Source organism: Streptomyces sp. NBC_01717 (assembly GCF_036248255.1).
Lineage (GTDB): Bacteria > Actinomycetota > Actinomycetes > Streptomycetales > Streptomycetaceae > Streptomyces.
In genome coordinates, this window is sequence record NZ_CP109178.1 from 3,364,326 (window position 1) to 3,385,670 (window position 21,345).

Here is a 21,345-nt window from a genome sequence, read left to right on the forward strand (position 1 = left end):
CCTCAGGGGCTGTCCATCGCGCCGGGCAGCGGCTGCTGCGCCCAGATGACCTTGCCTTCAGGGGTGTACCGCGTGCCCCAGTGCTCGGCGATCTGCGAGACGAGAAACAGCCCGCGGCCTCCCTCGTCCATCGTCGCCGCGTACCTCAGATGGGGTGAGGTGCTGCTGCCGTCGGACACCTCGCAGATCAGGTTGCGGTCACGCAGGAGCCGCACCCGGATCGGCGCGGAGGCATGGCGGATGGCGTTGGTGATCAGCTCGCTGAGTATCAGCTCCGTGGTGAACGCCAGCTCCGACAGATCCCACTCGTCGAGCTTCTCGGCGACCGCGGCGCGTATCCCGGCCACCGCGGCGGGGTCGAGCGGAACCTCCCATTCGGCGATCTGGTCGGCGGAGAGCGCGCGGGTGCGGGCGATGAGCAGTGCTACGTCGTCCTGGGCCTGGGTGGGAAGGAGCGCGTCGAGCACCGCCCGGCAGTGATCTTCCGGCGATCGGCCGGCATGGGCCAGAGCCTGGCGGAGCAGCTCCATCCCCACATCGATGTCCCGGGTGCGGTCCTCGATCAGCCCGTCGGTGTAGAGGACCAGCTGAGCACCGACGGCCAGATCCAGTTCGGCCGTCTTGAACGGCATGCCGCCGAGCCCCAGCGGCGGCCCGGCAGGAAGGTCGGGGAACTCCACTCTGCCGTCGGGGTGGACCAGCGCGGGGAGGTGATGCCCGGCGCGGGCCATGGTGCAGTGCCGGGAGACTGGATCGTAGATCGCATACAGACAGGTCGCTCCGACGACCCCGACACCGACGTCCGTGATCCCCTCCTCCCTGTCGATGCGGTCGACGAGGTCGTCGAGGTGGCCGAGGAGCTCATCGGGCGGCAGATCGAGCGTGGAGAAGTTGTGCACCGCGGTGCGGAGCCGCCCCATGGTTGCGGCGGCGTGCAGTCCATGGCCGACGACGTCACCCACGACCAGAGCGACGCGATTGCCCGACAGCGGGATCACATCGAACCAGTCACCGCTGACTCCCGACTGTGCGGGCAGATAGCGGTGGGCGACATCCAGGGCGTTCTGCTCGGGCAGAGCGCGCGGCAGCAGGCTGCGCTGCAACATGACCGCCAGGGCGTGTTCGCGGGTGTACCGGCGGGCGTTGTCGATGCTGACCGCGGCGCGGGCGACCAGCTCCTCGGCGAGTGACCGGTCCTCCTCGTCGAACTTTCCGGCTTCCCGCGAGCGCCAGAAGTTGGCCATGCCGAGAACCACGCCCCGGGCCTGCAGCGGCGTCGTGAGGAGTGAGTGGATTCCGTACGCGATGACGTCGTCCGTGCGCTCCGGGTCCTGAGCACGCCAGCCGGGTGCGGAGGCCAGGTCGGGTACCACCACCGACCGGCCGGTGGCGAAGCCACGAGCCTGGGGCGTGGACGGAAGGAAGGTGATGAGCTCGCCGCGCGGGTAGAGCGGGTGATCGTTGCGGATACCGCTGACGGCCACCCGGCACATGTCGGCGGCCGTGCCGGTCGGCTCCTCCCCGAGCAGGACGGCGTTGGCGAGGTCGACGGTGACGAAGTCCGCGAAACGGGGGACGGACATCTCGGCCAGTTCCTCGGCCGTGCGCGCCACGTCCAGCGTGGTGCCGATGCCCAGACCCGCGTCGTACAGCAGCCTGAGGCGTTCGTTCGCCGCATCCACCTTGCCCGACAGCGCCAGGAGCTGGGTGGAGTCGCGAAAGGTCGCCACCGTTCCCAGCGAGCCTCCGTTGTGGTCGGTGCGCCGCTGGTTCACCACCAGCATCCGGTCCCCGGCCAAGTACACCTCGTCCGTGGCCACGCGGCCGGAGACGAGCAGCTCCGCCGTGGCGGGGTCGAGGCTCTCCAGTTCCTCGACCCGGCGTCCCTGGGCATCGGGCGGGAGATCGAGCAGCCGTTCGGCCTCGTCGTTCGCCAGCAGCAGCCGACCGTCGCGTCCGACGATGAGCACTCCTTCGCGGACGGAGTGCAGCACCGCGTCATGGTGCTCGTACATACGTGTCATCTGGGCGGGATCGAGCCCGTGGGTCTGCCTGCGCAGCCGTCTGGCCACCAGCGCGGCCCCGCCCGTGGCCAGGGCGAGCGCGGCGGCACCGCTGGCAAAGATGACCACCAGCTGCCTACTGACCGTGTTGGCGACGTTCTTGACCCTGAGACCTGCGGACACCAGGCCCACGACGGAGTGGTCGGGAGCGGTGACGGGGACAATCGCCTGGACCTCATGGCCGAGGGGTCCTTGGACGTCCTCCACGTGGACCTCACCCTCCAGCGAGGGTTTGATGTTGCCGACGAACTTCTTCCCGATGAGCTCCGGGCGGGGGTGTGTGTAGCGGATCCCGTGGGTGTCCGTCACCACGATGAAGTCGACCCCGGCCAGTTTCCGCGCCTCCTCGGTCAGCGGCTGCAGCACCTTCGAGGGATCGGGAGATCTCAGCACGTCCACGATGCCCGGAGAGTGTGCGAACGACTCCGCCGCCGCCACCGAACGGCGCTCCGCCTCGATCTCGGCGTCGTGAAACGACTGGAGGACCAGCGCAAGAACCGCGCCCGCCACGAGCAGGACAATGACCACCGCCTGCAGGACGAACACCTGCCGGGCTACGCTTCGCGGACGCCTGCCGCTCAGTGACCGAACCGATCTGCTCCGGGATCGGTCGGAATGGTCGACCATGGCGCCATTTCTAACACTTTCCAGCAACGCGTGCCCATTGGCTCACTTTCGTCCGATTTTCATCGACCAATCGTCAGGCCGAGGCGCGCTTCTTGGGGGATGCCTTCCTGACCGCCGGCTTCGTGCCCGTTGCCGACTTCGCCGTCTTCGCCGCCGTGTTCGCTGTCGTCTTCTTCGTGGCCGACTTCGTCGCCGACCGTGCGGTGGTCTTCTTGGCGGGGGTTCGGCCCGGCGTCGTCTTCTTCGCGGCCGCCTTCCGACCGGTGCTCGTCGCCGTGGAGGCAGCTTTCTTCTTTGCCCCGGTTCCGCCGCTCTTCTTGCGTCCGGCGAGTGAGGTGACCTTGGCCACCGGGGCACGTCCTGCCTCTTCCGGCTCCTCGCCGCGGGCTTCCTTCGCCGCCCGGACGCTGTTCTCCAGGGCCGCGATCAGGTCGATGACCTTGCCGCCGCCGTGGTCGTCGGAGGCGGCGGGCTGCAACGCCTCGCCGGAGGCCTTCGAGGCGATGAGGGTCTCCACCGCCTCGCGGTAGTCGTCGTGGAGCGTGTCCATGTCGACCTCGCCGAGGGTGGCCATCAGGGCGTCGGCCAGATCGAGTTCGGCGTCACGGACCGTGACGTCGGACTCCGGGGCCACGCCGTCGGTGGCACGGATCTCGTCGGGCCAGAGCAGGCCGTGCATGGCGATCACGTCGTCGACCACGCGCAGCATGCCGAGCCGTTCACGGCCGCGCAGTGCGTACTTGGCGACCGCGACCTTCTGGCTCCGCTTCAGGGCTTCGCGCAGCAGGGTGTACGGCTTGGCCGCCGGGACTCCGTTGGCGGAGAGGTAGTACGCCGCGTCCATCTGGAGCGGGTCGATCTCGGTGGCGGGCACGAATGCGACGATCTCGATCGTCTTGGCGGTGGGAAGCGGGAGCGAGGCCAGGTCCTCGTCGGTGATAGGGATCATCGTGCCGTCGGCATCCTCGTACGCCTTGCCGATCTCGGCGGCCGTCACCTCCTGCTCGTCGAGTTCGCAGACCTTCCGGTAGCGGATCCGGCCGCCGTCGGCGACGTGGATCTGACGGAAGGAGATCGAGTGGCTCTCCGTGGCGTTGACCAGCTTGATCGGGATGCTGACCAGCCCGAAGGAGATCGCACCGTTCCAAATGGACCTCACCGTTCACCCCTGTGTCCCTGGAGATTTCGACAGGTATCGATAGATGACGATTGATTCCTTAAGATCCCGGAATCATGTGATTCTTATCGTATGACGCCGATCACGGAGGTGGAGGGGCGGCGCCTGGCGCTCAGCAACCTCGACAAGGTGCTGTATCCGGCCACCGGGACCACCAAGGGCGAGGTGCTCCACTACTACGCGGTCACGGCGGCCGACGCCCTGCTGGCCCATCTGCACAACCGGCCGGTGTCCTTCCTGCGCTATCCGGACGGGCCGGACGGGCAGCGGTTCTTCACCAAGAACCCGCCGCCCGGTACGCCGTCCTGGGTACGGATCGCCGAGGTGCCGCGGCATACGGCGCAGCAGAGCCGGCAGGTGGTCGTACAGGACCTGGCGTCGCTGATGTGGGCCGCGAACCTGGTGGTGGAGTTCCATACGCCGCAGTGGCAGGCCGATGCTCCGGGGATCGCCGACCGGATGGTGTTCGACCTCGATCCCGGAGCTCCGGCAACCGTCGTGGAGTGCTGCCGGGTGGCGCTGTGGCTGCGCGAGCGGCTGGCGGCGGACGGGTTGTCCGCGTACGGGAAGACCTCGGGGTCGAAGGGGCTGCATCTCCTCGTACCGCTGGAGCCGGCTCCCGCCGATCGGGTGTCGGCGTACGCGAAACGGCTGGCGGTGGAGGCGGAGCAGGATCTTCCGGACCTGGTGGTGCACCGGATGACACGGGCGCTGCGGCCGGGAAAGGTGTTCGTCGATTTCAGTCAGAACGCGGCGGCGAAGACCACCGCCACTCCGTACACCTTGCGCGCCGAGGCCGAACCGACCGCTTCCGCGCCCGTCACCTGGGCGGAGATCGATGACTGCCAGACCCCTGCCGAGCTGGTTTTTCTGGCCGCCGACATGGCCGGGCGGCTGGAGCGGTACGGGGATCTGCTCGGTCCGCTGACCGATCCGGACCGGGCCCGGCCGCTGCCCGTCACTCCCTGAGCGGAGTCCGTCGGGCCTGTTCAGGGGCCATGGTGCCTGCCGTTGGCGTCCGTGCGGGCAAAAGGCTGCATGTGGCGGGTGGATTGTCCGGGCCGTGGTGCACACTCTGCGCAGACACTGCTTCGTGAGGTCACGTGGGGAGGCGATGGCGTGTTCGCAGGGATCGACGAGGTTGAATGGGCCTCGATGGAGCATGCGTACGGGCCTGCCGATGATGTGCCCGGGCTGCTGCGGGGGCTGGCGTCCGCCGATCCGGCGGAGCGCGAGGGAGCGCTGGACGGCATGTACGGGGCCGTGCATCACCAGGGCGATGTGTACGCCTGCACGCTTGCCTGCATTCCGTTTCTTTTCGAGCTGGTCGCGGATCCGGGGATCCAGGACCGGGGCAGCATCGTCGAGCTGCTCACCAGCATCGGTGGCATCGATCTGGACGAGGACGACGAGGAGGAGCTCGACGAGGAGGAGATCGAGGGCGCGGCCAACTACGCGATGGCGGCTGCCGCCGTCACCGCGGGCGCCGGGGTGTTCTTCGAGCTGATCGCCGACGAGGACCCAGGGGTGCGGCTCGCCGCGCCGCTGGCGCTCGCCACACTGCACGGCCACCCGGTGCGGGTGCTCGCCCTGCTGCGGGAGCGGCTGCCGGCGGAGCCGGACGAGGAGGTACGGCTCGCGCTCGTGGAGGCCGCCGGGCGCGTCGCGCTGCGGCACCGCCCGCTGGCCGGGCAGGCGGCCGACTGGCTGAGCCGGCTCGCCGCCGAGTCGTACGCACCGGGACTGCGGCTGGCCGCCCTCGCCCAGCTGGCCAGGTGCGCGCCGGAAGCACTGCCGGGTGATGTCGTACGAGTGGTGGCGGGACTGCTGCGCCGGCTGCGCACGACACCGGCCGACGCACCCGACGGGGCGGACGGGACCAACGGGGCGGACGATGCGGATCCGGTGGTCACCGCCGGGCCGGACGACGATCCGGGTCCGGCCGCCGATGCCGCCGAGGAGCGAGGCGCGCCGGTGACCCTGGTGGGTCAGTTGCGGGCGCTGTCCGCCGCCGAGTCCGCGGGGCGTACCGCCCCCTGGACGGCCGATCTGCTGCGGACACTGCACGTCGGGCTCGACGACCGGGTCGCCGACCGGACGGCGCTGCTGACCGACCAGCTGCGCAGCCCCGACCTGCGGCAGCGGATCGACGCCGTGCGGATGAGCGCCGGGCTGATACGGGCCTGGCGGGGCCCGTACGAGGAGCTGGTCCGGCTCGTGGGCGAACAGCTCGCTTCCCCGGAGCCAAAACTGGCCGAGGCCGCCTCGCATGTGCTGGAGGAGCTCTTCGGGCTCGCCGCACCGGCCGCGGACGCGCTGGCGGTGCGGGTGGCGGCGGACCCCGGGGCCTGGGTGAAGGAGTGGGCGAGCGGACCGCCGGGGCTCGGCAGCGCGGTGAAGGCGCTGGCCCGGCTGGGTGACGCCCGGGCCCTGCCCGCGCTGGCCGCCGCCCTGGAGCGTCCCGAGGTGCCGCACGACGTGGGGTTCGCCATCGGATATCTGGGGGCGGCAGCGGCGCCGCTGGCCGGGGTGTTGCGCCGCAGGCTCGGCGAGATCGCTCTCGACGAGGGGGCGTACGACCGGGCGAATCCGCTGCTCTGCGGACTGACCGCGCTGCGGGCGGGCGAAGCCGCGCCGGAGGTGCTGCGGGTGCTGCGCGGTGCGCCGGAGTATCGCGGGGAGTGGTTGCGGACGTCGGCGCTGCGGGCGCTGGGCTCGTTCGGCTCCGCCGCGCACTGCGCCGTACCGGAGCTGCGGGCGCTGATCCGCCGCCCCGGGACCGCGGCGGCGACGGAGGCGGCGCAGGCGTTGTGGGCGGTCGACGGGGATGCGGAGGCCGTGCTGCCGGTGCTGATCGAGGGGCTCCGGGCCGAGCACGCGCACGAGCGGCGGTCGGCGGTGACCGCGCTGGGCGGGCTGGGGGCCCGGGCGGAGGTGGCAGCGCCACGGCTGCGGGCTCTGCTGTCGCACGACGAGCTGTGGCTGCGGGCGGACGCGGCGATCGCACTGTGGGAGGTGTCCGGCCGGGCCGAGGAGTCCGTGCCGGTCATGCTGGCTGCCTGGGAGAGGAATCGTCATGTCAGGGTCCGGGTGGCCGAATGCCTGGCGCGGATGGGTGCCGCTGGTGCAGGGTCGGATGCGGCACACGTGCTGCGTGCCGAACTCGCCTCCGTACGCCGTCACAACGCGATGGACGGCGGGTACGGCAGCCACGACACATACGAGGACGAAAAGCTGCTGGCACTCTGCCGGCAAGCGCTTCCGGGGAACACGGGGAAGGGGCCCACAACGTGATCATCTTTGGTACGCGAGGCTATCTCTATCAACTGGCCGTTCTGACGCTTGTCTGCGGCTGGTGCGGCAACCCGGCCGCGCACACGCTGCGCAAGCGGGTCACGAAGTTCACGCTGTTCTTCGTGCCGCTGTTCCCGTTCTCGACGAAGTACGCGACGCAGTGCACGTTCTGCGGCGGGGAGCAGAAGATCCCGAAGGAGCAGGCCGATCAGCTGCTGGCGCAGCACGTGGCGGCGCAGGACGGCAACCCGTTCGGGCAGACGCAGCAGCAGCCGGGGTACGCGCAGGACGGTCAGAACCCCTACCAGCGCTGAACAACTGCCTCTTCACCGGCAGCAAAAGAACATAAAGGACTTCCTTCCTAATAAGGTCGATGGATCACGGGTCTGCGGACTCATGGACCGGACGACCGGGAAGGGAGCGAGCGATGCGCCCGCAGCGCCGGGTGACGCGCCGCGCGACGGTGGCCCTCGTGGCCGCCGTCGGCGCCGCGCTGCCGGTCGGCTGCGGCACCGACGGCGGCCGGCTGCAGAGCGCCGGACCGGCCCCGACCGCCATCGGGCCCGCCCGGCTCTGGCCCAGCTGCCGCCCGCCTCCGCCGCTCCGTACGACTACGGCGAGGGCGCGACGGCGCGCATCCCGGGAATCACCGTCCCGCACGACGATGTGCGTGCTCTGGACCCGGTCGCCGTGGTGCAGGCCGACCTGATGGCCACCACCAGCCGGTCCAGCGGTTCCGACGAACTCCCCGCCGACACGGTCCGGAGGATCACCGCGTGCCGCACCGCGCCCGCCACCTGCCCGGTCCTGCAGCCGTACTACCGCGATCTGACGGGCACGGGCAGGGACGACATGGTGCTCGGCGTACGGCGGAGCGACGGGCGGCTCTCCGTCCGGGTCTACATGGCGCACGCGGACGCACTGACCCGGATCATGGCCGTCTCGGACGCCGTGATCAGCGTGGAGCTGGCCGGCCGGGATGTGATCATGCGGGTGCCGTCGGCGATCAGCGGGTACGAGTACCGGACGGTCTGGTCCTGGGACGACCGGCAGCACGCGATGCTGCCGACGCAGGACGAGATCCTGCGGAAGACCCCGGAGCCGGAACCCAGCGGCCGGCCGAGCGCGGAACCCAGTCCTGAGCCGACCGCGACGTCGCCGTCGCCCGCCGTCTCCGAGGGGCGGCGATGAGGCGACGGAGACCGCGTGCGCCCGCCTGGACCGCGACGCTCACCTGGAAGGCCGCGGTGTTCATCACCGTGATGTGCTGCGCCCTCGCCGCGCTGCTCGGTGTACTGGTGCATACCGCGGTGACCCGGGAGACCGTCAGCGAGGCCCGCGACAAGGCGCTCGCCCGGCTGGCGGACGCGACCAGGTCGTACGAGGCGGGCGAGGTGCTCCCGCCGGATTCCGGTATCGACCCGGCCGGTCTGCCCGCCTCCCTGCGCGACCTGGCCGTGAGCGGGCGCCGGGGCACCGTCGAGGCCGACGCCCACGGCCGGGCGGCGATGTGGGCAGCGGGCCCGGCCGACGGCCGTGCGCTCGCCACCGAGATCGACTACAGCATGAGTGCCCACACCATCGACCGCCTCGACCGGGCGATCGTCGGCTCCTCCCTGCTGGCGATCGCCGTCACGCTGCTGATCGGCGCGTTCGCCGTCAGCCGGGTCACCCGGCGGCTGCACCAGACCGCCCGGGTGGCCCGCCGGATCAGCGCGGGCGATCTCGACGCCCGCGTCGACGACCCCTGTACGGCGAACCCTTCGCGCCCGCAGGACGAGGTGGCGATCGTCGCCGGCGCGCTGGACACGATGGCGTCCACGCTCCAGCGCAAACTGCTGGCAGAACAGCGCTTCACCGCCGATGTGGCGCACGAGCTGCGCACCCCGCTGACCGGTCTCTCGGCCGCCGCCGAGCTGCTGCCGGCCGGCCGGCCGGCCGAGCTGGTGCGGGACCGGGTCCGCACCATGCGGGCGCTGACGGAGGATCTGCTGGAGATCTCCCGCCTCGACGCCCGTACCGAGGAGGTCGATCTCGCCGTGCACGAACTGGCGCCGCTCGCCGAACGGGTGGTGCGCGCGTCGGGGACGGAGACCGAGATCCGCGTCGTGGGAGCGGAAGCCGGCGGCGGAGCGAGGAACGTGCGGGTCGAGACGGACAGGCGGCGGCTGGAACGGGTCCTCGGCAATCTGATCACCAACGCACACAAGCACGGCCGTCCGCCGGTGGTCCTGACGGTCGACGGGCCGGTGGTGACCGTACGCGATCACGGCCCGGGCTTCCCGGACTACCTGCTGACCGGCGGTCCGCAGCGGTTCCGTACCGAGGGCGGCGGCAAGGGCCACGGGCTCGGACTGACCATCGCCGTCGGACAGTCGGCCGTCATCGGCGCCGAACTCGTCCTCGTCAATGCGGAGGACGGCGGGGCGGAGGCGCGGCTGACGCTCCCGGAGTACGTGCAGTTCGACGAGGACGAACCGGCCCGCCGGAACGGCGACGGCAACCGCGGACCGGCCGGCGGCGACGAGTCGACCGGCGACGGCCAGGCCGAAGCGACATAAGGGAAATAAGGCCCACCTCTTGCTACGTTGCGGGGCATGACCGCAACGCCGGACGCACCCCCGCCCGAGCTACGCCTGCCCAAGCGGCGCGGGGTCGAGCTCTCGCTCCTCATCGGGGCAGTCCTCATCTCCGTCTACGGCTACGCCGCCGTCGGTCTCGCGCGCAACGACGCGGTCCCGCCCGATGTCGCCGGTTACGGCGCCGGCCTGGGGCTGCTCGCCCTACTCGCCCACCTCGCCGTCCGCTTCCGCGCCCCGTTCGCCGATCCGCTGCTGCTCCCCATCGCCGTCCTGCTCAACGGTCTCGGCCTGGTGCTGATCTACCGGCTCGATCTGGAGACGCCCAAGGACCAGGCCGCACCCACCCAGCTGATCTGGTCGACGCTCGGTGTCGCGTTCTTCACCGTGGTCGTCGTCTTCCTCCGCGACCACCGGGTGCTCCAGCGGTACGCGTACCTCTCCGTCGCCGCCGCCCTCGTCCTGATGATCGTGCCGATCTTCTTCCCCGCCGTGAACGGCGCCAAGATCTGGATCCGGGTCGGCGGATTCTCCTTCCAGCCCGGCGAGTTCGCCAAGATTCTGCTCGCCGTCTTCTTCGCGGCGTATCTCGCCGCGAACCGCAATGCCCTCGCCTACACCGGCCGCAAGTTCTGGCGGCTCCAGCTCCCCACCGGCCGTGTGCTCGGCCCGATCGTGGCGATCTGGCTGCTCAGCGTCTGCGTGCTGGTCCTCGAGCGCGATCTGGGCACCTCGCTCCTCTTCTTCGGCCTCTTCGTGATCATGCTGTACGTGGCGACCGGCCGGACCGGCTGGATCGCGGTGGGACTGCTGCTCGCCGCCGTCGGCGCCTTCGTCGTCGGTTCCTTCGAACCGCATGTGCACAGCCGGGTGCAGGACTGGCTCGATCCGTTCGCCACCATCGCCGCGGGCCGCGGGCCCAGCCAGCTCGCCCAGTCGCTGTTCGCGTTCGCCGCGGGCGGGATGCTCGGTGCCGGGCTCGGTCTCGGTCACTCCATCCTCATCGGCTTCGCCGCCAAGTCCGACTTCATCCTGGCCACAGCGGGGGAGGAGCTCGGGCTGTCCGGGCTGACCGCCGTCTTCCTGCTGTACGCGCTGCTGGTCGCCCGCGGCTATCGGGCCGGCCTCGCCCTGCGTGACCCCTTCGGGCGGCTGCTGTCGATCGGGCTCGCCTCGATCCTGGCCCTCCAGGTGTTCGTGATCGCGGGGGGCGTGATGGGGCTGATCCCGCTGACGGGCATGGCGATGCCGTTCCTCGCCCAGGGCGGTTCGTCCGTCGTCACCAACTGGATCATCGTGGCACTGCTCATCCGCGTCAGCGACGTCGCCCGCAGACCCCACCCCGACCAGGTGGAGACCGGGGTCGTCGCACCGATCGCGGAGGAGCAGTCGTGATCCGGTACATCCGGCGGGCCGCCGCGTTCTGTCTGCTGCTGCTCATGGCGCTCCTGCTGAACGCCGCCCGTATCCAGGTCTTCCAGGCCGACGAACTCGACGACAACCCCGCCAACCGCCGCCGGACGATCGTCCGTTACGACCAGCCGCGCGGCGACATCATGGTCGGCAGGAAGTCCGTCACCGGTTCCCGGAACACCGGCGAGCAGCTCAGCTACGAGCGCACGTACACCAACGGCCCGCTGTACGCGCCGGTGACCGGCTACGCCTCGCAGACGTACGGCACGACGCTGATCGAGAACGCCGAGGACGGCATCCTCTCCGGCACCGACCCGATGCTCGCCCCGGTCCCCCTGTGGAACGAGATCACTCGCAGCCAGCAGCCCGCCGGCAACGTCGTCACCACCATCAAGGACTCGATGCAACGCGCGGCGTACGACGGGCTGGGCAACCGGCGGGGCGCGGTCGCCGCCCTCGAGCCGTCGACCGGCAAGATCCTGGCTCTGGTCTCGACCCCCTCGTACGATCCGGGGCGGCTCTCCGGCACGGGTTCGTCGGTCACCGACGCCTGGCGGCAACTCAACACGGCGAAGAGCCAGCCGATGCTGAACCGGGCGATCCGGCAGACCTATCCGCCGGGTTCCACCTTCAAGATCGTGACGGCTGCGGCCGCGCTCGACACGGACGTGGTCACGGACCCCGACGCCTACACCGACACCCCGTCCCCCTATGTGCTGCCCGGGACCAGCACCACGCTCCCCAACGAGGCGCGCGGCTGCGAGGAGGCGTCGCTCGCCGAGGCGATCCGGGTGTCGTGCAACACCGTGATGGCCCATCTGGGGGTGCAGGTGGGGCTGGACGGGATGGTGGAAGCGGTGCGGAAGTTCGGCTTCAACGACACCGGGCTGAAGATCCCGTCCGGGGTGGCGAAGAGCAACTTCGACACCGATATGAGCGACGACCAGCTGGCCCTGTCGTCGATCGGGCAGTACGACACGACGGCGACACCCCTGCAGATGGCGATGGTGGCGTCGGCCGTGGCGAACGGCGGCGAGCTCAAGTACCCGTACCTGGTCGACCGTACGACCACCAAGAACGGCACCACCGTCCATCAGAACAACACGCGCTCGTACCACCAGGCGATGAGCCCGCGTACGGCGACGCAGTTGCAGCGGATGATGGTCGACGTCGTGGAGCAGGGCACCGGGTCCAACGGTGCGATCTACGGGGTGACGGTGGGTGGCAAGACCGGAACCGCACAGCACGGCATCGACAACACCGGTATGCCTTATGCCTGGTTCATCTCCTGGGCGGAGTCCCCGGACTCGCGGCAGCCGGTGGTCGCGGTCGCGGTCGTCGTCGAGGACGCCGCCGCGAAGCGGGCGGACATCAGTGGGGGCGGCAGCGCGGCTCCGATCGCCAGGTCCGTCATGGAGGCGGCGCTGCGGGGCTGAAGGTACGGGCTGCACGGTTGCGGACCGGGTCGTCTCGCGCCGCGGAAGGGTCCGTGCGGCGCGGAGCGCGCTGATTACTGTGCGGCCATGACATCTCTCGCGCCGCAGCCCGGCCACGAACTCGCGCAGGTGAACATCGCCCGGCTCAGATTCCCGCTGGACTCCCCCGAGTTGAAGGACTTCGTCGACGCTCTCGATCCGGTCAACGCGGTCGCCGACCGAGCCGCCGGCTTCATCTGGCGGCTCCGGAGCGAGACCGGGAACGCCACCGACGTACCGGTCTTCGGCGACTCCTGGTTGATCGTGAACATGTCGGTGTGGCAGGACATGGACGCGCTGACGGCCTTCATGTACCAGGGGCGGCACCGCGAGCTCCTCGCCCGGCGCCGCGAGTGGTTCGAGCGGGTGGCGGAGGCGATGACCGCCCTGTGGTGGGTACCGGCGGGTGAGCGCCCGACGGTGCAGGACGCCGAGGAGCGTCTGCGGCATCTGCGTGAGCACGGTCCGACGGAGCGGGCGTTCACCCTGCGGACCGGCTTCCCGGCCCCGGCCGCCGCCGCGGGCTGATCAGCCGATCGGCCTGCGCGACTCGGCCCTGACCTCGGCCGTGTCCGCCGCCGCCTGCTCCAGGTCCACGCTCTTCGGGTCCTGGACCGCGGTCTTGGGGGTGACCAGGCCGACGAAGGCCGCCGTGTTGCCGTCGCCCCAGGCGCACATGGGGATGGTGCTGGTCACTCCGGCGTCCTTCGACGTCACGACCTGACAGGCCACCGTGATGTCGTATCCGTCGGGCGTGAACTCCCTGGCGGGTACGACGACGGTCATGCCCTTCTCTCCCGCGGCCCCCTCCAGGATCTTGTCCCGGGTGAACTCGGGCATCCTGATCCGGCCCCACATACCGGAGATGACCAGAACGCCGCCCTCGGCGGAGGAGTACTGGGTGACGACGGCCTTGACATCACGGACGCTGGGGTCAGGGACCTCCTCGACCTCCTTGCCGTCGGTCGACGACGTGTCCTCGGCGAGCGTGTACTCCTCGTCCAGCAGCTTCTTCGGCACGGTGAGCCGGTACTCGGCCTCGGGGAAGCCACCCACGACCGACTTGCCGGCTCCGACCAGCTGGAAAGCGGTGTAGCCGAGGGCGCCGACCGCCACCAGTGCGGCGGCCGTGATCCCGATGACCATGCCGGTCCGCTTCTTCCTCGGCGGCTGGGCGCCGGGCGGGCCGGGCATCCCCGGCTGCCCCCACGGCCCCTGCGGCGGCCCCTGCTGCGGCAGTTGCTGCGGATAGCCGTACGGGGGCTGCTGGGCATACGGGTTGTGCTGCGGGTGCGGGAGCTGGGGTGGCCCGTACGGGCCCTGCGGCGGCTGTGGCGGCGTGGTCATGGCGCCCAAGTTACGTCACGCATGCGAACGCCAATTCGACACAGGGTGGCCGTCTCAGCTCAACGGCTCACGACTGCGCAGCCACTGGGCCGGTACTCCGTCGACTCCGGTGGCCGCGGCGACGACCCCGCCGGTGATCGCGCAGGTCGTGTCGACGTCACCGAAACCCTCGGCGGTGGCCCAGAGGGCCGCTTCCAGATCGCCCGGATGCCGGGCCGCGGTCCACAGGGCGAACGGGACGGTGTCGTCGGCCCGGATGCGCTGCCCGTTGCCGAGCAGATCGGCCGCCTTCCACGGCACGGTGGTGAACGGCACGGCCGATGCGCGCCGGATCCCGTCCTGTACCGGTCCTTCGGGCGTACGGTCCGCGACCGCCGTCAACGTGAACCCGCCCCGCACCTGCAGTGCGGCGGCGACGGCCACGGCCACCGCGCCCGCGATGCCCTGCGGGTGGGCGTGGGTGACCTCGGCCGACAACTGCGCCTGCCGGGCGGCATGGTCGAGGTCCGCGTGGAACCGGGCGCCGAGCGGTGCGACCCGCATGGCGGCGCCGTTGCCGAGGCTGCCGCCCTCGAAGAGGTCGGGCGCGAGGGTGCGCCAGTCGGCCGGTGCGGTGAGCAGCTCGGGCAGCAGGATGTGCATGCCGTGGCCGTAACCGCGGGCCGGGTCGATGTCGTACGTGAGGGCGAAGCAGGTGGCGAGCCGGTCCTGGTCGACCTCGCCGTGGTCGTCGAGGACGCGCTGCAGGGCGCGGGCCATGGCCGTGTCGTCGGTCCAGTGCCAGACCGGTTCCGCGGGTGTGCGGCGGGCGCGGATCTCGTTGCGGGCCTGCTGGGGCGCGCGGAAGAGCGGGAACCATCGCTCCCCGAACGCATCACCGAGCGAGAGTCCTTCAAGGCTTCGGCGGGCGGCCGCCAGGTCTGCGCGCGGGGGCGTCATGAGGTCCATCCTGGTGCCCGGGGCAGCGGGGTGTACATCCCTTTATGACGCGTACGGGCAGCGTCGGCCCGAGATCTCGCGGAACTGTGCCACGGCGTCCGCGCGTCACCGCCGAGGGCATCGCGGCGACGCACACCGTACTGCAGGAGCAGCCGGCACAGGTGGCGGAGCCGGTGGGTGGGCGGTCTCGCGGCCGGCCTCCTGGCGCCGGCCGCTGAAGGACCCGGCAGCGGGCCGCCTACGCCGCGCCGTCCGCTATCGCGTCCTCGACCTCCGCCACCCGGGCCTGTTCCTCCGCCGCGAACCGGTCGCGGTCCAGCTGTTCGGCGATCTCCTCGTCCTGGGCCATCAGCAGGTCCAGGTTGGAGTCGCCGAGCTCGAAGACGCCCATGTCGACGTAGGCCTTCTGGAGCCTTTCGCCCCACAGTCCTATGTCCTTGACGCACGGCACTATCCGGCTGAACAGCAGCTTGCGGAAGAGCTGCAGATACTCCGAGTGCTCGGAGAGCTCCTTGGCCTCCTGCTTGCCCACGCCGAAGTTCTGCAGCACCTCGACGCCGCTGAGACGGTCCCGCATCAGGTAGCAGCCCTCGATGACGAACTCCTCGCGTTCGCGCAGTTCGGCGTCGCTCAGCTGCTTGTAGTAGTCGCGCAGCGCCATACGTCCGAAGGCGACATGGCGGGCCTCGTCCTGCATGACGTACGCGAGGATCTGCTTGGGCAAGGGCTTGGTCGTGGTGTCGCGGATCATGCCGAAGGCGGCAAGGGCGAGCCCCTCGATGAGGACCTGCATACCGAGGTACGGCATGTCCCAGCGCGAGTCGCGCAGGGTGTCGCCCAGCAGGCCCTGCAGGTTGTCGTTGACCGGGTAGAGCATCCCGACCTTCTCGTGCAGGAACCGGCCGTATATCTCCGCGTGCCGGGCCTCGTCCATGGTCTGGGTCGCGGAGTAGAACTTCGCGTCCAGATCGGGGACCGACTCCACGATCCTGGCCGCGCAGACCATGGCGCCCTGCTCGCCATGGAGGAACTGGCTGAACTGCCAGGAGGTGTAGTGCTTGCGCAGCTCGCCCCGGTCCTTCTCGGTCATCTTCGCCCAGTGCGGCGTGCCGTACAGCGTGAGCGCCTCGTCCGGGGTGCCGAGCGGGTCGGCGGGGTCGACCTCCAGGCTCCAGTCGATGCGCTTGTTGCCGTCCCACTGCTTGTCCTTGCCCTTCTGGTAGAGGGCGAGGAGGCGCTCGCGGCCGTCGTCGTACTCCCAGCTGAAGCGGGCGGCGCCGGAGGCGGGCACCTGCCACAGCAGTTCCTCGGGGGCGGTGGTGTAGAGGTCGTGTGTCGACACGGACGGCTCCTTCGCCTCGCATGGTTCGATAAGTTCCGTGGCGGTTACGTCAGTTGGCAGGTTCACACGTTGGTAGACGCCGGGTCAACAAGTCGTGCGCAAGGGATTGACGGTCTTGCTGACAAGCAGTCTCATAAGAAGTGACCGCTGGTAACCCACGTGTGAGGTGCCCTCAGCCATGACGACAGTGACCGAACGCGACGTGCGGACGCTTCGCGACGCACTCGGCCCGCTCCGGGACCGCGAGCAGATCGCCGAACGCCTCCTGGAGTCCTCGGCCAAGCACTCCTTCGACCCGGACACCGAGCTCGACTGGGATGCGGCCGTCGAGGACGGCAAGTGGTTCTGGCCGCCCGAGCTCGTCTCGCTCTACGACACCCCGCTGTGGCGGAAGATGTCCGAGGAGCAGCGGATGGACCTGGCCAGGCACGAGGCGGCGTCGCTGGCCTCGCTCGGCATCTGGTTCGAGATCATCCTGATGCAGCTGCTGGTCCGGCACATCTACGACAAGCCGGTGACCAGCAACCATGTCCGTTACGCCCTCACCGAGATAGCCGACGAGTGCCGGCACTCGATGATGTTCGGCCGCATGATCCAGTGGGGCCGTGCGCCCAACTACCCCGTACCGCGCGTCTATCACAACCTCGCGCGGGTGCTGAAGACCGTGTCCACCACGCCCGGATCGTTCGCCGCGACCCTGCTCGGCGAGGAGATCCTCGACTGGATGCAGCGGCTGACGTTCCCGGACGAGCGCGTCCAGACGCTGGTGCGCGGCGTGACCCGGATCCATGTGGTCGAGGAGGCGCGGCATGTCCGCTACGCCCGCGAGGAGCTGCGCCGGCAGATGGTCACCGCACCGCGCTGGGAGCGCGAGTTCACCCGGCTGAGCTGCGGGGAGGCGGCGCGCGTCTTCTCCGTCTGCTTCGTCAACCCGCAGGTGTACGAGAACGTCGGCCTGGACCGCCGCGAGGCCGTCGCCCAGGTGAGGGCGAGCGGCCACCGGACGGAGGTCATGCAGACGGGCGCGAAGCGGCTGACGGACTTCCTCGACGACATCGGTGTGCTGAACGGGGTCGGACGCAGGCTGTGGAAGAGCTCGGGCCTGCTGGCCTGACCCGGCTCCCCCCACCGAGGGGACGGCTTACGCTTCGAGGTATGACCTCTGCTGCCGCAGCCCCGCCGAACCGCGCGTACCAAAGGCTCAGCGTCGAGGAGCGCCGCACGCAGCTCCTCGGTGCGGCCCTCACCCTCTTCGCGCACCGGGCCCCCGACGAGGTCTCGCTCGACGAGGTCGCGGCGGCCGCCGGAGTCTCCCGCCCTCTCGTCTACCGCTACTTCCCCGGTGGGCGGCAGCAGTTGTACGAGGCTGCGCTCCGGTCCGCCGCCGACGAACTGGAACTGTGCTTCACCGAGCCGCCCGTGGGCCCGCCCACCGAACGGGTGGCGCGGGTACTCGGCCGCTATCTCGCGTTCGTCGACGAGCACGACACCGGGTTCAGCGCGCTGCTGCGCGGTGGCAGCGTCGCGGAGACGTCCCGGACGACGGCGATCGTCGACGAGGTGCGGCGGGCGGCGGCCGAACAGATCCTGCTCCACCTCGGCCGCGGAGACACGCAGGCACCGGGCCCCCGGCTGCGGATGATGGTGCGGACCTGGATCGCGGCCGTCGAGGCGGCCTCCCTGATCTGGCTGGACGAGGAGAAGCAGCCCCCGGCGGACGATCTGCGCGCCTGGCTGGTCGACCAGCTGATCACCCTGCTCGCGGCCACCGCGGCGACGGACCGGGAGACGGCGTCCGTGGTGGCGGAGCTGCTGCCGTTGGAGACGGCCGACGGCCCGGCCGGGCGGCTGGCCGCCCGGCTCGTCCCGGTGGTCGCCGAAGCGGCGCACCTGCTGCCACCGGACTGAGTACCCGAACACGCCCCTGGGTCAGACTGGGGGCGTGAGAAGCGAGAACACCACCTTCAGGGGCGGCCCGCTGGACGGGCGGGTCCTCCCCGTCCTCGTCGGCGCGACCGGCCATCCGCCCAAGTGGTACGAGGTCCCGGTGCCGGATGCCGACGGCGGACCGGCCACCGTGTACACGTACCGGCGGGTCCCGGCCGGATACTCCAAGCGGCTGGGTGTGCAGCGCGGCTGGGTGTACGAGTACGCCCCGGAGGGCCGTGAACGCCACACTCCCAAGTGGCCCTGGTCGAAACCGAACTGACCCGCGCGCATCCCGGCTGCGGGCACCGGACCCTCTAAGATCGACGGATCCATGGTCACGAGAACGGTCACAAGGGGGTGCGCCATGGAGGCGCTGCGTCAGGACGATCCACGCCGCTTCGGTCCGTACACCGTGGTGGCGCGGTTCCGCGAGACCGCGAGCGCCGTGCAGTACCTCGCGCACGACGCGGCCCTCGACGACACCGTCGTGATCACCGCGGCCCACCCCGAACTCGCCGCCCTCCCTGCGTTCCGCCGTCGCTTCGAGGCGGAGACACGCACGGCGGAGCGGCTGGCGGGTGGCTGGGTCCAGCCACAGATCGTCACCCGTACGGCAGAACACGCGGACGAGGACGCGAACGGCCCCGCGAACGGGCAGCTGTGGACGGCCGTGGCGTACGTACCGGCACTGACGCTCGCGGAGGCGATCGACTTCGCGGGCCCCCTCCCCCAGCGTGCGGTGCGGATACTGGGCGCGGGCATCGCCGAAACCCTCTCCCGGGTGCACGCCACCGGGGCCGTGCTGGAAGGGCTCGCCCCCAGGACGGTGCTGCTGGCCGAGGACGGGCCCCGGCTCACCGCCTTCGGCCCCCTGGGCGCGGCGGCCGACGCGGAGGCCCGGCCGGGTGGACAGCTGTCCGTACGGCTCGGCTATCTCACCCCGGAACAGGTCGAGGGCAAGGAGGCCGGACCGGCCTCCGACCTCTTCGTGCTGGGGCTGCTGCTGGCGTACGCGGCGACCGGGACGACTCCGCTCGCCGACGGACCGGCGGCGGAGGCCGCCGAACGGATCGCCCGTACCGAACCGGAACTGGACGCGGTCCCGGAAGAACTGCGCGGCCTGATCGCGCGCTGCCTGGCCAAGGACCCGGCCGACCGGCCGACCGCGGGCACGGTGGCGGCGGAACTGGCACTGGAGGGTGCGGCGGGCCTGGCCAAGGGCGGCTGGCTGCCGGGGCCGCTGTCCAGGCTGATCATGGAACAGGCCGGACACGTACGAAAGTTGGCGGCGGACCCGGATGACGGTCCGGCCGACGCGTCTGCCGGCGCCGCCCCCGGCACCCCCGTCGACTCGCCGACCCACAGTCTGCTCGGCGCCCTCGGTCACGACGCTGCCGACGCGGCCCCCGACGGGCCCGCAGACGCCCGGCCCGACACCCCCGCCACCAGGGACGACGATGTCCGGACCACCCGCATCGGCAGCGTCGGCAGCCCCCGTGCGCCGGAGCCCGACCGGCCGACCACCCAGCTGTCCATCCCGCGGGAGCGCAGCGGGCCTCCGGCCGAGCTGCCCACCGGCCTGCCGCCCGTCGCACCGCTCGTGCCGAGGCCTCTGCCGGCTCCCACGACACCGGCCGCGCCGGTACCGGCCGTCCCCGCATCGACCGCCCCGGCAACAACCCCCACCGCTCCCCCTCCCTCTCCTCCCCCTGCCGGTCCGACCGGCGCTCCCGCTCCCGCAGTTCCCCCCCTCGACCGCCGCACCCTGCTCGTCGGTGGCGTCGCCGGTGCTGCCGGACTCGTCGTCGGGGGCGGGGCCGTACTCGCCTTCAAGTCCGGCGGTTCCGAGGACCAGGACGACGCCAAACCCGCCCCGGCCCCCACGCGCCCCACCGTGGCCGGGCTGCCTCCGCAGCCGCGTTGGGTGTACACACATCCCGACGCCGAGCCCGCGCCGCTCACCGCCGCCCTCTGGCTCGACCGGCTGCTCGTCCTGACCGGCGACACGCAGGCCGTAGGGATCGATCTGCGCTCCGGCCGCCGCGTCTGGGAGTGTGCGGACGGAGCCAAGGGGCAGGCGGCCCTGCCCGCCGGCGAGGATCTCTGCTTCGTCGCCGGGCCGTCCGAGTTCCTCTGGCTGTCAGCCAGGAACGGACAGGTCACACACCGGGTGGCGTACGAGGACGGGTTCGAGGACACGCCACATCTGACGGTGTCGGACATCATCGGCCGGTCCGGGCCGGTCATCTGGTTCACCGGCTCGCACAAGGTCACCGTGAAGGCCAAGAAGCCGAAGAAGGGCAAGAAGCCCGGCAAGGACACCCAGGCCGTCGTGTCGTTCCTGTTCGCGTACGACGTCGTGCAGCGCAAGGAGGTGTGGCGGACCTCCGTACCCACCGGACGTGAATCGGCGGCCCCCGCCTACCGGTCGATCGCCGTCCGACCGGACGACATCGTCGTACGTCAGACGAGTGCGACGCTCACCCCGGGAGACGTCAGGGCCGCGAAGGGCAAGGCGGTTTTCCGCTGCTTCGACCGCGAGAGCGGAAAGCTGCTGTGGACCAAGTCGTTCGGCAAGATCGGGCCGGACGGAGCGGCCGTCGGCGACGACCGGGGTCTGCTCTACGCGGCGGTGGGCGACGACCTCCAGTCGTTCGCGATGCCCGGTGGTAAGCCGGAGTGGACCCTGAACGGCACCGCCGGCTCCGTGTTCGGGACCCCGGTCCCGGCCGGAACGCTCCTGCACACCACCAACCGCAACCAGGAAGTAGGCGCGGTCGACCGGGCCACCGGAAAGCTGCGCTGGCGGCGGTCCACGGAGGCGGCGCCCGGCGGCGCTGCGCCCGCCGTCACCCTCAGCCCGTCCGGCGAGACCCTGCTGGCGGCCGGAGGGGCGCAGGTCACCGCGTTCGCGACGGAGGACGGGCGGCGGCTGTGGAAGTTCCAGGACATCGGCGTGCAGGATCCGAAGGGGGCCACGGTCACCGCTCCGTACCGGCTGCTGGCGTTCGGGAAGACCGCCGTGGTCCAACGCGAACGGATCTTCTACGCGTTCCCGGTGGCGTGAGCCCGCGGGGCACCCGCCTTCCGAGGGAACCCCTCGGCCGCCACGCCGCGGGGTTCTTGCATCGCCCGACACCCGGTGACCGTATGGATGTGC

The 21,345-nt window shown here is 70.9% G+C and carries 16 protein-coding genes and 1 pseudogene; 12 read left to right on the forward strand and 5 right to left on the reverse strand.

Going from position 1 to position 21,345, the window contains the following annotated elements:
• Positions 1–2 precede the first annotated feature (2 nt).
• On the reverse strand, positions 3–2,690 hold the full coding sequence (locus tag OHB49_RS15110) for a SpoIIE family protein phosphatase (protein ID WP_329160822.1): 2,688 nt from the start codon (positions 2,688–2,690) through the stop codon (positions 3–5).
• Between the two features lie 73 nt (positions 2,691–2,763).
• A complete protein-coding gene (ku, locus tag OHB49_RS15115; protein ID WP_329160824.1) occupies positions 2,764–3,849 on the reverse strand; it encodes a non-homologous end joining protein Ku in 1,086 nt (361 codons plus the stop codon).
• A 90-nt stretch (positions 3,850–3,939) separates the two neighbouring features.
• On the opposite strand from ku, the gene ligD reads away from it, so the two are divergent.
• The 8 genes and pseudogenes from ligD (at position 3,940) to OHB49_RS15155 (ending at position 13,156) form a co-directional block, all read left to right on the forward strand.
• Positions 3,940–4,836, forward strand: coding sequence for a non-homologous end-joining DNA ligase (gene ligD, locus OHB49_RS15120; RefSeq protein WP_329160826.1), 897 nt, complete (start codon positions 3,940–3,942; stop codon positions 4,834–4,836).
• Positions 4,837–4,986: 150 nt separating this feature from the next.
• Entirely contained in the window at positions 4,987–7,161 is a 2,175-nt protein-coding gene (locus OHB49_RS15125; RefSeq protein WP_329160828.1) for a HEAT repeat domain-containing protein, read from the forward strand.
• A complete protein-coding gene (locus OHB49_RS15130; protein WP_329160830.1) occupies positions 7,158–7,475 on the forward strand; it encodes a zinc-ribbon domain-containing protein in 318 nt (105 codons plus the stop codon). The genes OHB49_RS15125 and OHB49_RS15130 overlap by 4 nt, the downstream gene beginning before the upstream one ends.
• A gap of 113 nt (positions 7,476–7,588) precedes the next feature.
• Positions 7,589–8,352, forward strand: a pseudogene (locus OHB49_RS15135) (hypothetical protein).
• The gene (locus tag OHB49_RS15140) at positions 8,349–9,722 is read left to right on the forward strand and encodes a sensor histidine kinase (protein WP_329160832.1); all 1,374 of its coding nucleotides are present in this window, start codon (positions 8,349–8,351) and stop codon (positions 9,720–9,722) included. Before OHB49_RS15135 ends, OHB49_RS15140 begins: the two are co-directional and overlap by 4 nt.
• Positions 9,723–9,758: 36 nt before the next feature.
• Positions 9,759–11,135, forward strand: a complete 1,377-nt coding sequence (locus OHB49_RS15145) for an FtsW/RodA/SpoVE family cell cycle protein (RefSeq protein ID WP_329160833.1) — start codon at positions 9,759–9,761, stop codon at positions 11,133–11,135.
• Positions 11,132–12,589 carry a peptidoglycan D,D-transpeptidase FtsI family protein gene (locus tag OHB49_RS15150; RefSeq protein WP_329160836.1) on the forward strand — a complete coding sequence of 486 codons (1,458 nt, stop codon included), beginning with the start codon at positions 11,132–11,134 and terminating at the stop codon, positions 12,587–12,589. Before OHB49_RS15145 ends, OHB49_RS15150 begins: the two co-directional genes overlap by 4 nt.
• 87 nt (positions 12,590–12,676) lie before the next feature.
• Positions 12,677–13,156: a DUF3291 domain-containing protein gene (locus OHB49_RS15155; protein ID WP_329160838.1), complete on the forward strand. Its 480-nt coding sequence runs from the start codon at positions 12,677–12,679 to the stop codon at positions 13,154–13,156.
• Here OHB49_RS15155 and OHB49_RS15160 read toward each other — a convergent pair whose 3' ends face one another.
• The 3 genes from OHB49_RS15160 to OHB49_RS15170 form a co-directional block, all read right to left on the reverse strand.
• Complete coding sequence (locus tag OHB49_RS15160) at positions 13,157–13,975, reverse strand: hypothetical protein (protein ID WP_030969936.1); 819 nt, start codon at positions 13,973–13,975, stop codon at positions 13,157–13,159. It abuts the gene before it with no gap.
• Positions 13,976–14,029: 54 nt separating this feature from the next.
• Complete coding sequence (locus tag OHB49_RS15165) at positions 14,030–14,923, reverse strand: ADP-ribosylglycohydrolase family protein (RefSeq protein ID WP_329160845.1); 894 nt, start codon at positions 14,921–14,923, stop codon at positions 14,030–14,032.
• Between the two features lie 229 nt (positions 14,924–15,152).
• Entirely contained in the window at positions 15,153–16,256 is a 1,104-nt protein-coding gene (locus tag OHB49_RS15170) for a ferritin-like domain-containing protein (protein ID WP_329160847.1), read from the reverse strand.
• A gap of 178 nt (positions 16,257–16,434) precedes the next feature.
• On the opposite strand from OHB49_RS15170, the gene OHB49_RS15175 reads away from it, so the two are divergent.
• From OHB49_RS15175 to OHB49_RS15190, 4 genes are all read left to right on the forward strand, one after another.
• Positions 16,435–17,370 (forward strand): AurF N-oxygenase family protein, encoded by a 936-nt coding sequence (locus OHB49_RS15175; RefSeq protein ID WP_030969931.1) that lies wholly within the window; start codon positions 16,435–16,437, stop codon positions 17,368–17,370.
• Between the two features lie 41 nt (positions 17,371–17,411).
• Positions 17,412–18,164, forward strand: coding sequence for a TetR/AcrR family transcriptional regulator (locus OHB49_RS15180; RefSeq protein ID WP_030969929.1), 753 nt, complete (start codon positions 17,412–17,414; stop codon positions 18,162–18,164).
• Positions 18,165–18,198: 34 nt separating this feature from the next.
• Positions 18,199–18,465 carry a hypothetical protein gene (locus OHB49_RS15185; protein ID WP_030915852.1) on the forward strand — a complete coding sequence of 89 codons (267 nt, stop codon included), beginning with the start codon at positions 18,199–18,201 and terminating at the stop codon, positions 18,463–18,465.
• Positions 18,466–18,549: 84 nt separating this feature from the next.
• Positions 18,550–21,252 (forward strand): outer membrane protein assembly factor BamB family protein, encoded by a 2,703-nt coding sequence (locus tag OHB49_RS15190; protein ID WP_329160851.1) that lies wholly within the window; start codon positions 18,550–18,552, stop codon positions 21,250–21,252.
• Positions 21,253–21,345 lie beyond the last annotated feature (93 nt).

What these genes read in the sequence shown, in the direction of transcription:
- OHB49_RS15190 (WP_329160851.1), top strand. Translation starts at nt 18,550, where the DNA reads ATGGAGGCGCTGCGTCAGGACGATCCACGCCGCTTCGGTCCGTACACC.
- OHB49_RS15145 (WP_329160833.1), top strand. Translation starts at nt 9,759, where the DNA reads ATGACCGCAACGCCGGACGCACCCCCGCCCGAGCTACGCCTGCCCAAG.
- OHB49_RS15165 (WP_329160845.1), bottom strand. Translation starts at nt 14,923, where the DNA reads ATGGACCTCATGACGCCCCCGCGCGCAGACCTGGCGGCCGCCCGCCGA.
- OHB49_RS15140 (WP_329160832.1), top strand. Translation starts at nt 8,349, where the DNA reads ATGAGGCGACGGAGACCGCGTGCGCCCGCCTGGACCGCGACGCTCACC.
- OHB49_RS15175 (WP_030969931.1), top strand. Translation starts at nt 16,435, where the DNA reads ATGACGACAGTGACCGAACGCGACGTGCGGACGCTTCGCGACGCACTC.
- OHB49_RS15155 (WP_329160838.1), top strand. Translation starts at nt 12,677, where the DNA reads ATGACATCTCTCGCGCCGCAGCCCGGCCACGAACTCGCGCAGGTGAAC.
- ligD (WP_329160826.1), top strand. Translation starts at nt 3,940, where the DNA reads ATGACGCCGATCACGGAGGTGGAGGGGCGGCGCCTGGCGCTCAGCAAC.
- OHB49_RS15180 (WP_030969929.1), top strand. Translation starts at nt 17,412, where the DNA reads ATGACCTCTGCTGCCGCAGCCCCGCCGAACCGCGCGTACCAAAGGCTC.
- OHB49_RS15160 (WP_030969936.1), bottom strand. Translation starts at nt 13,975, where the DNA reads ATGACCACGCCGCCACAGCCGCCGCAGGGCCCGTACGGGCCACCCCAG.
- OHB49_RS15110 (WP_329160822.1), bottom strand. Translation starts at nt 2,690, where the DNA reads ATGGTCGACCATTCCGACCGATCCCGGAGCAGATCGGTTCGGTCACTG.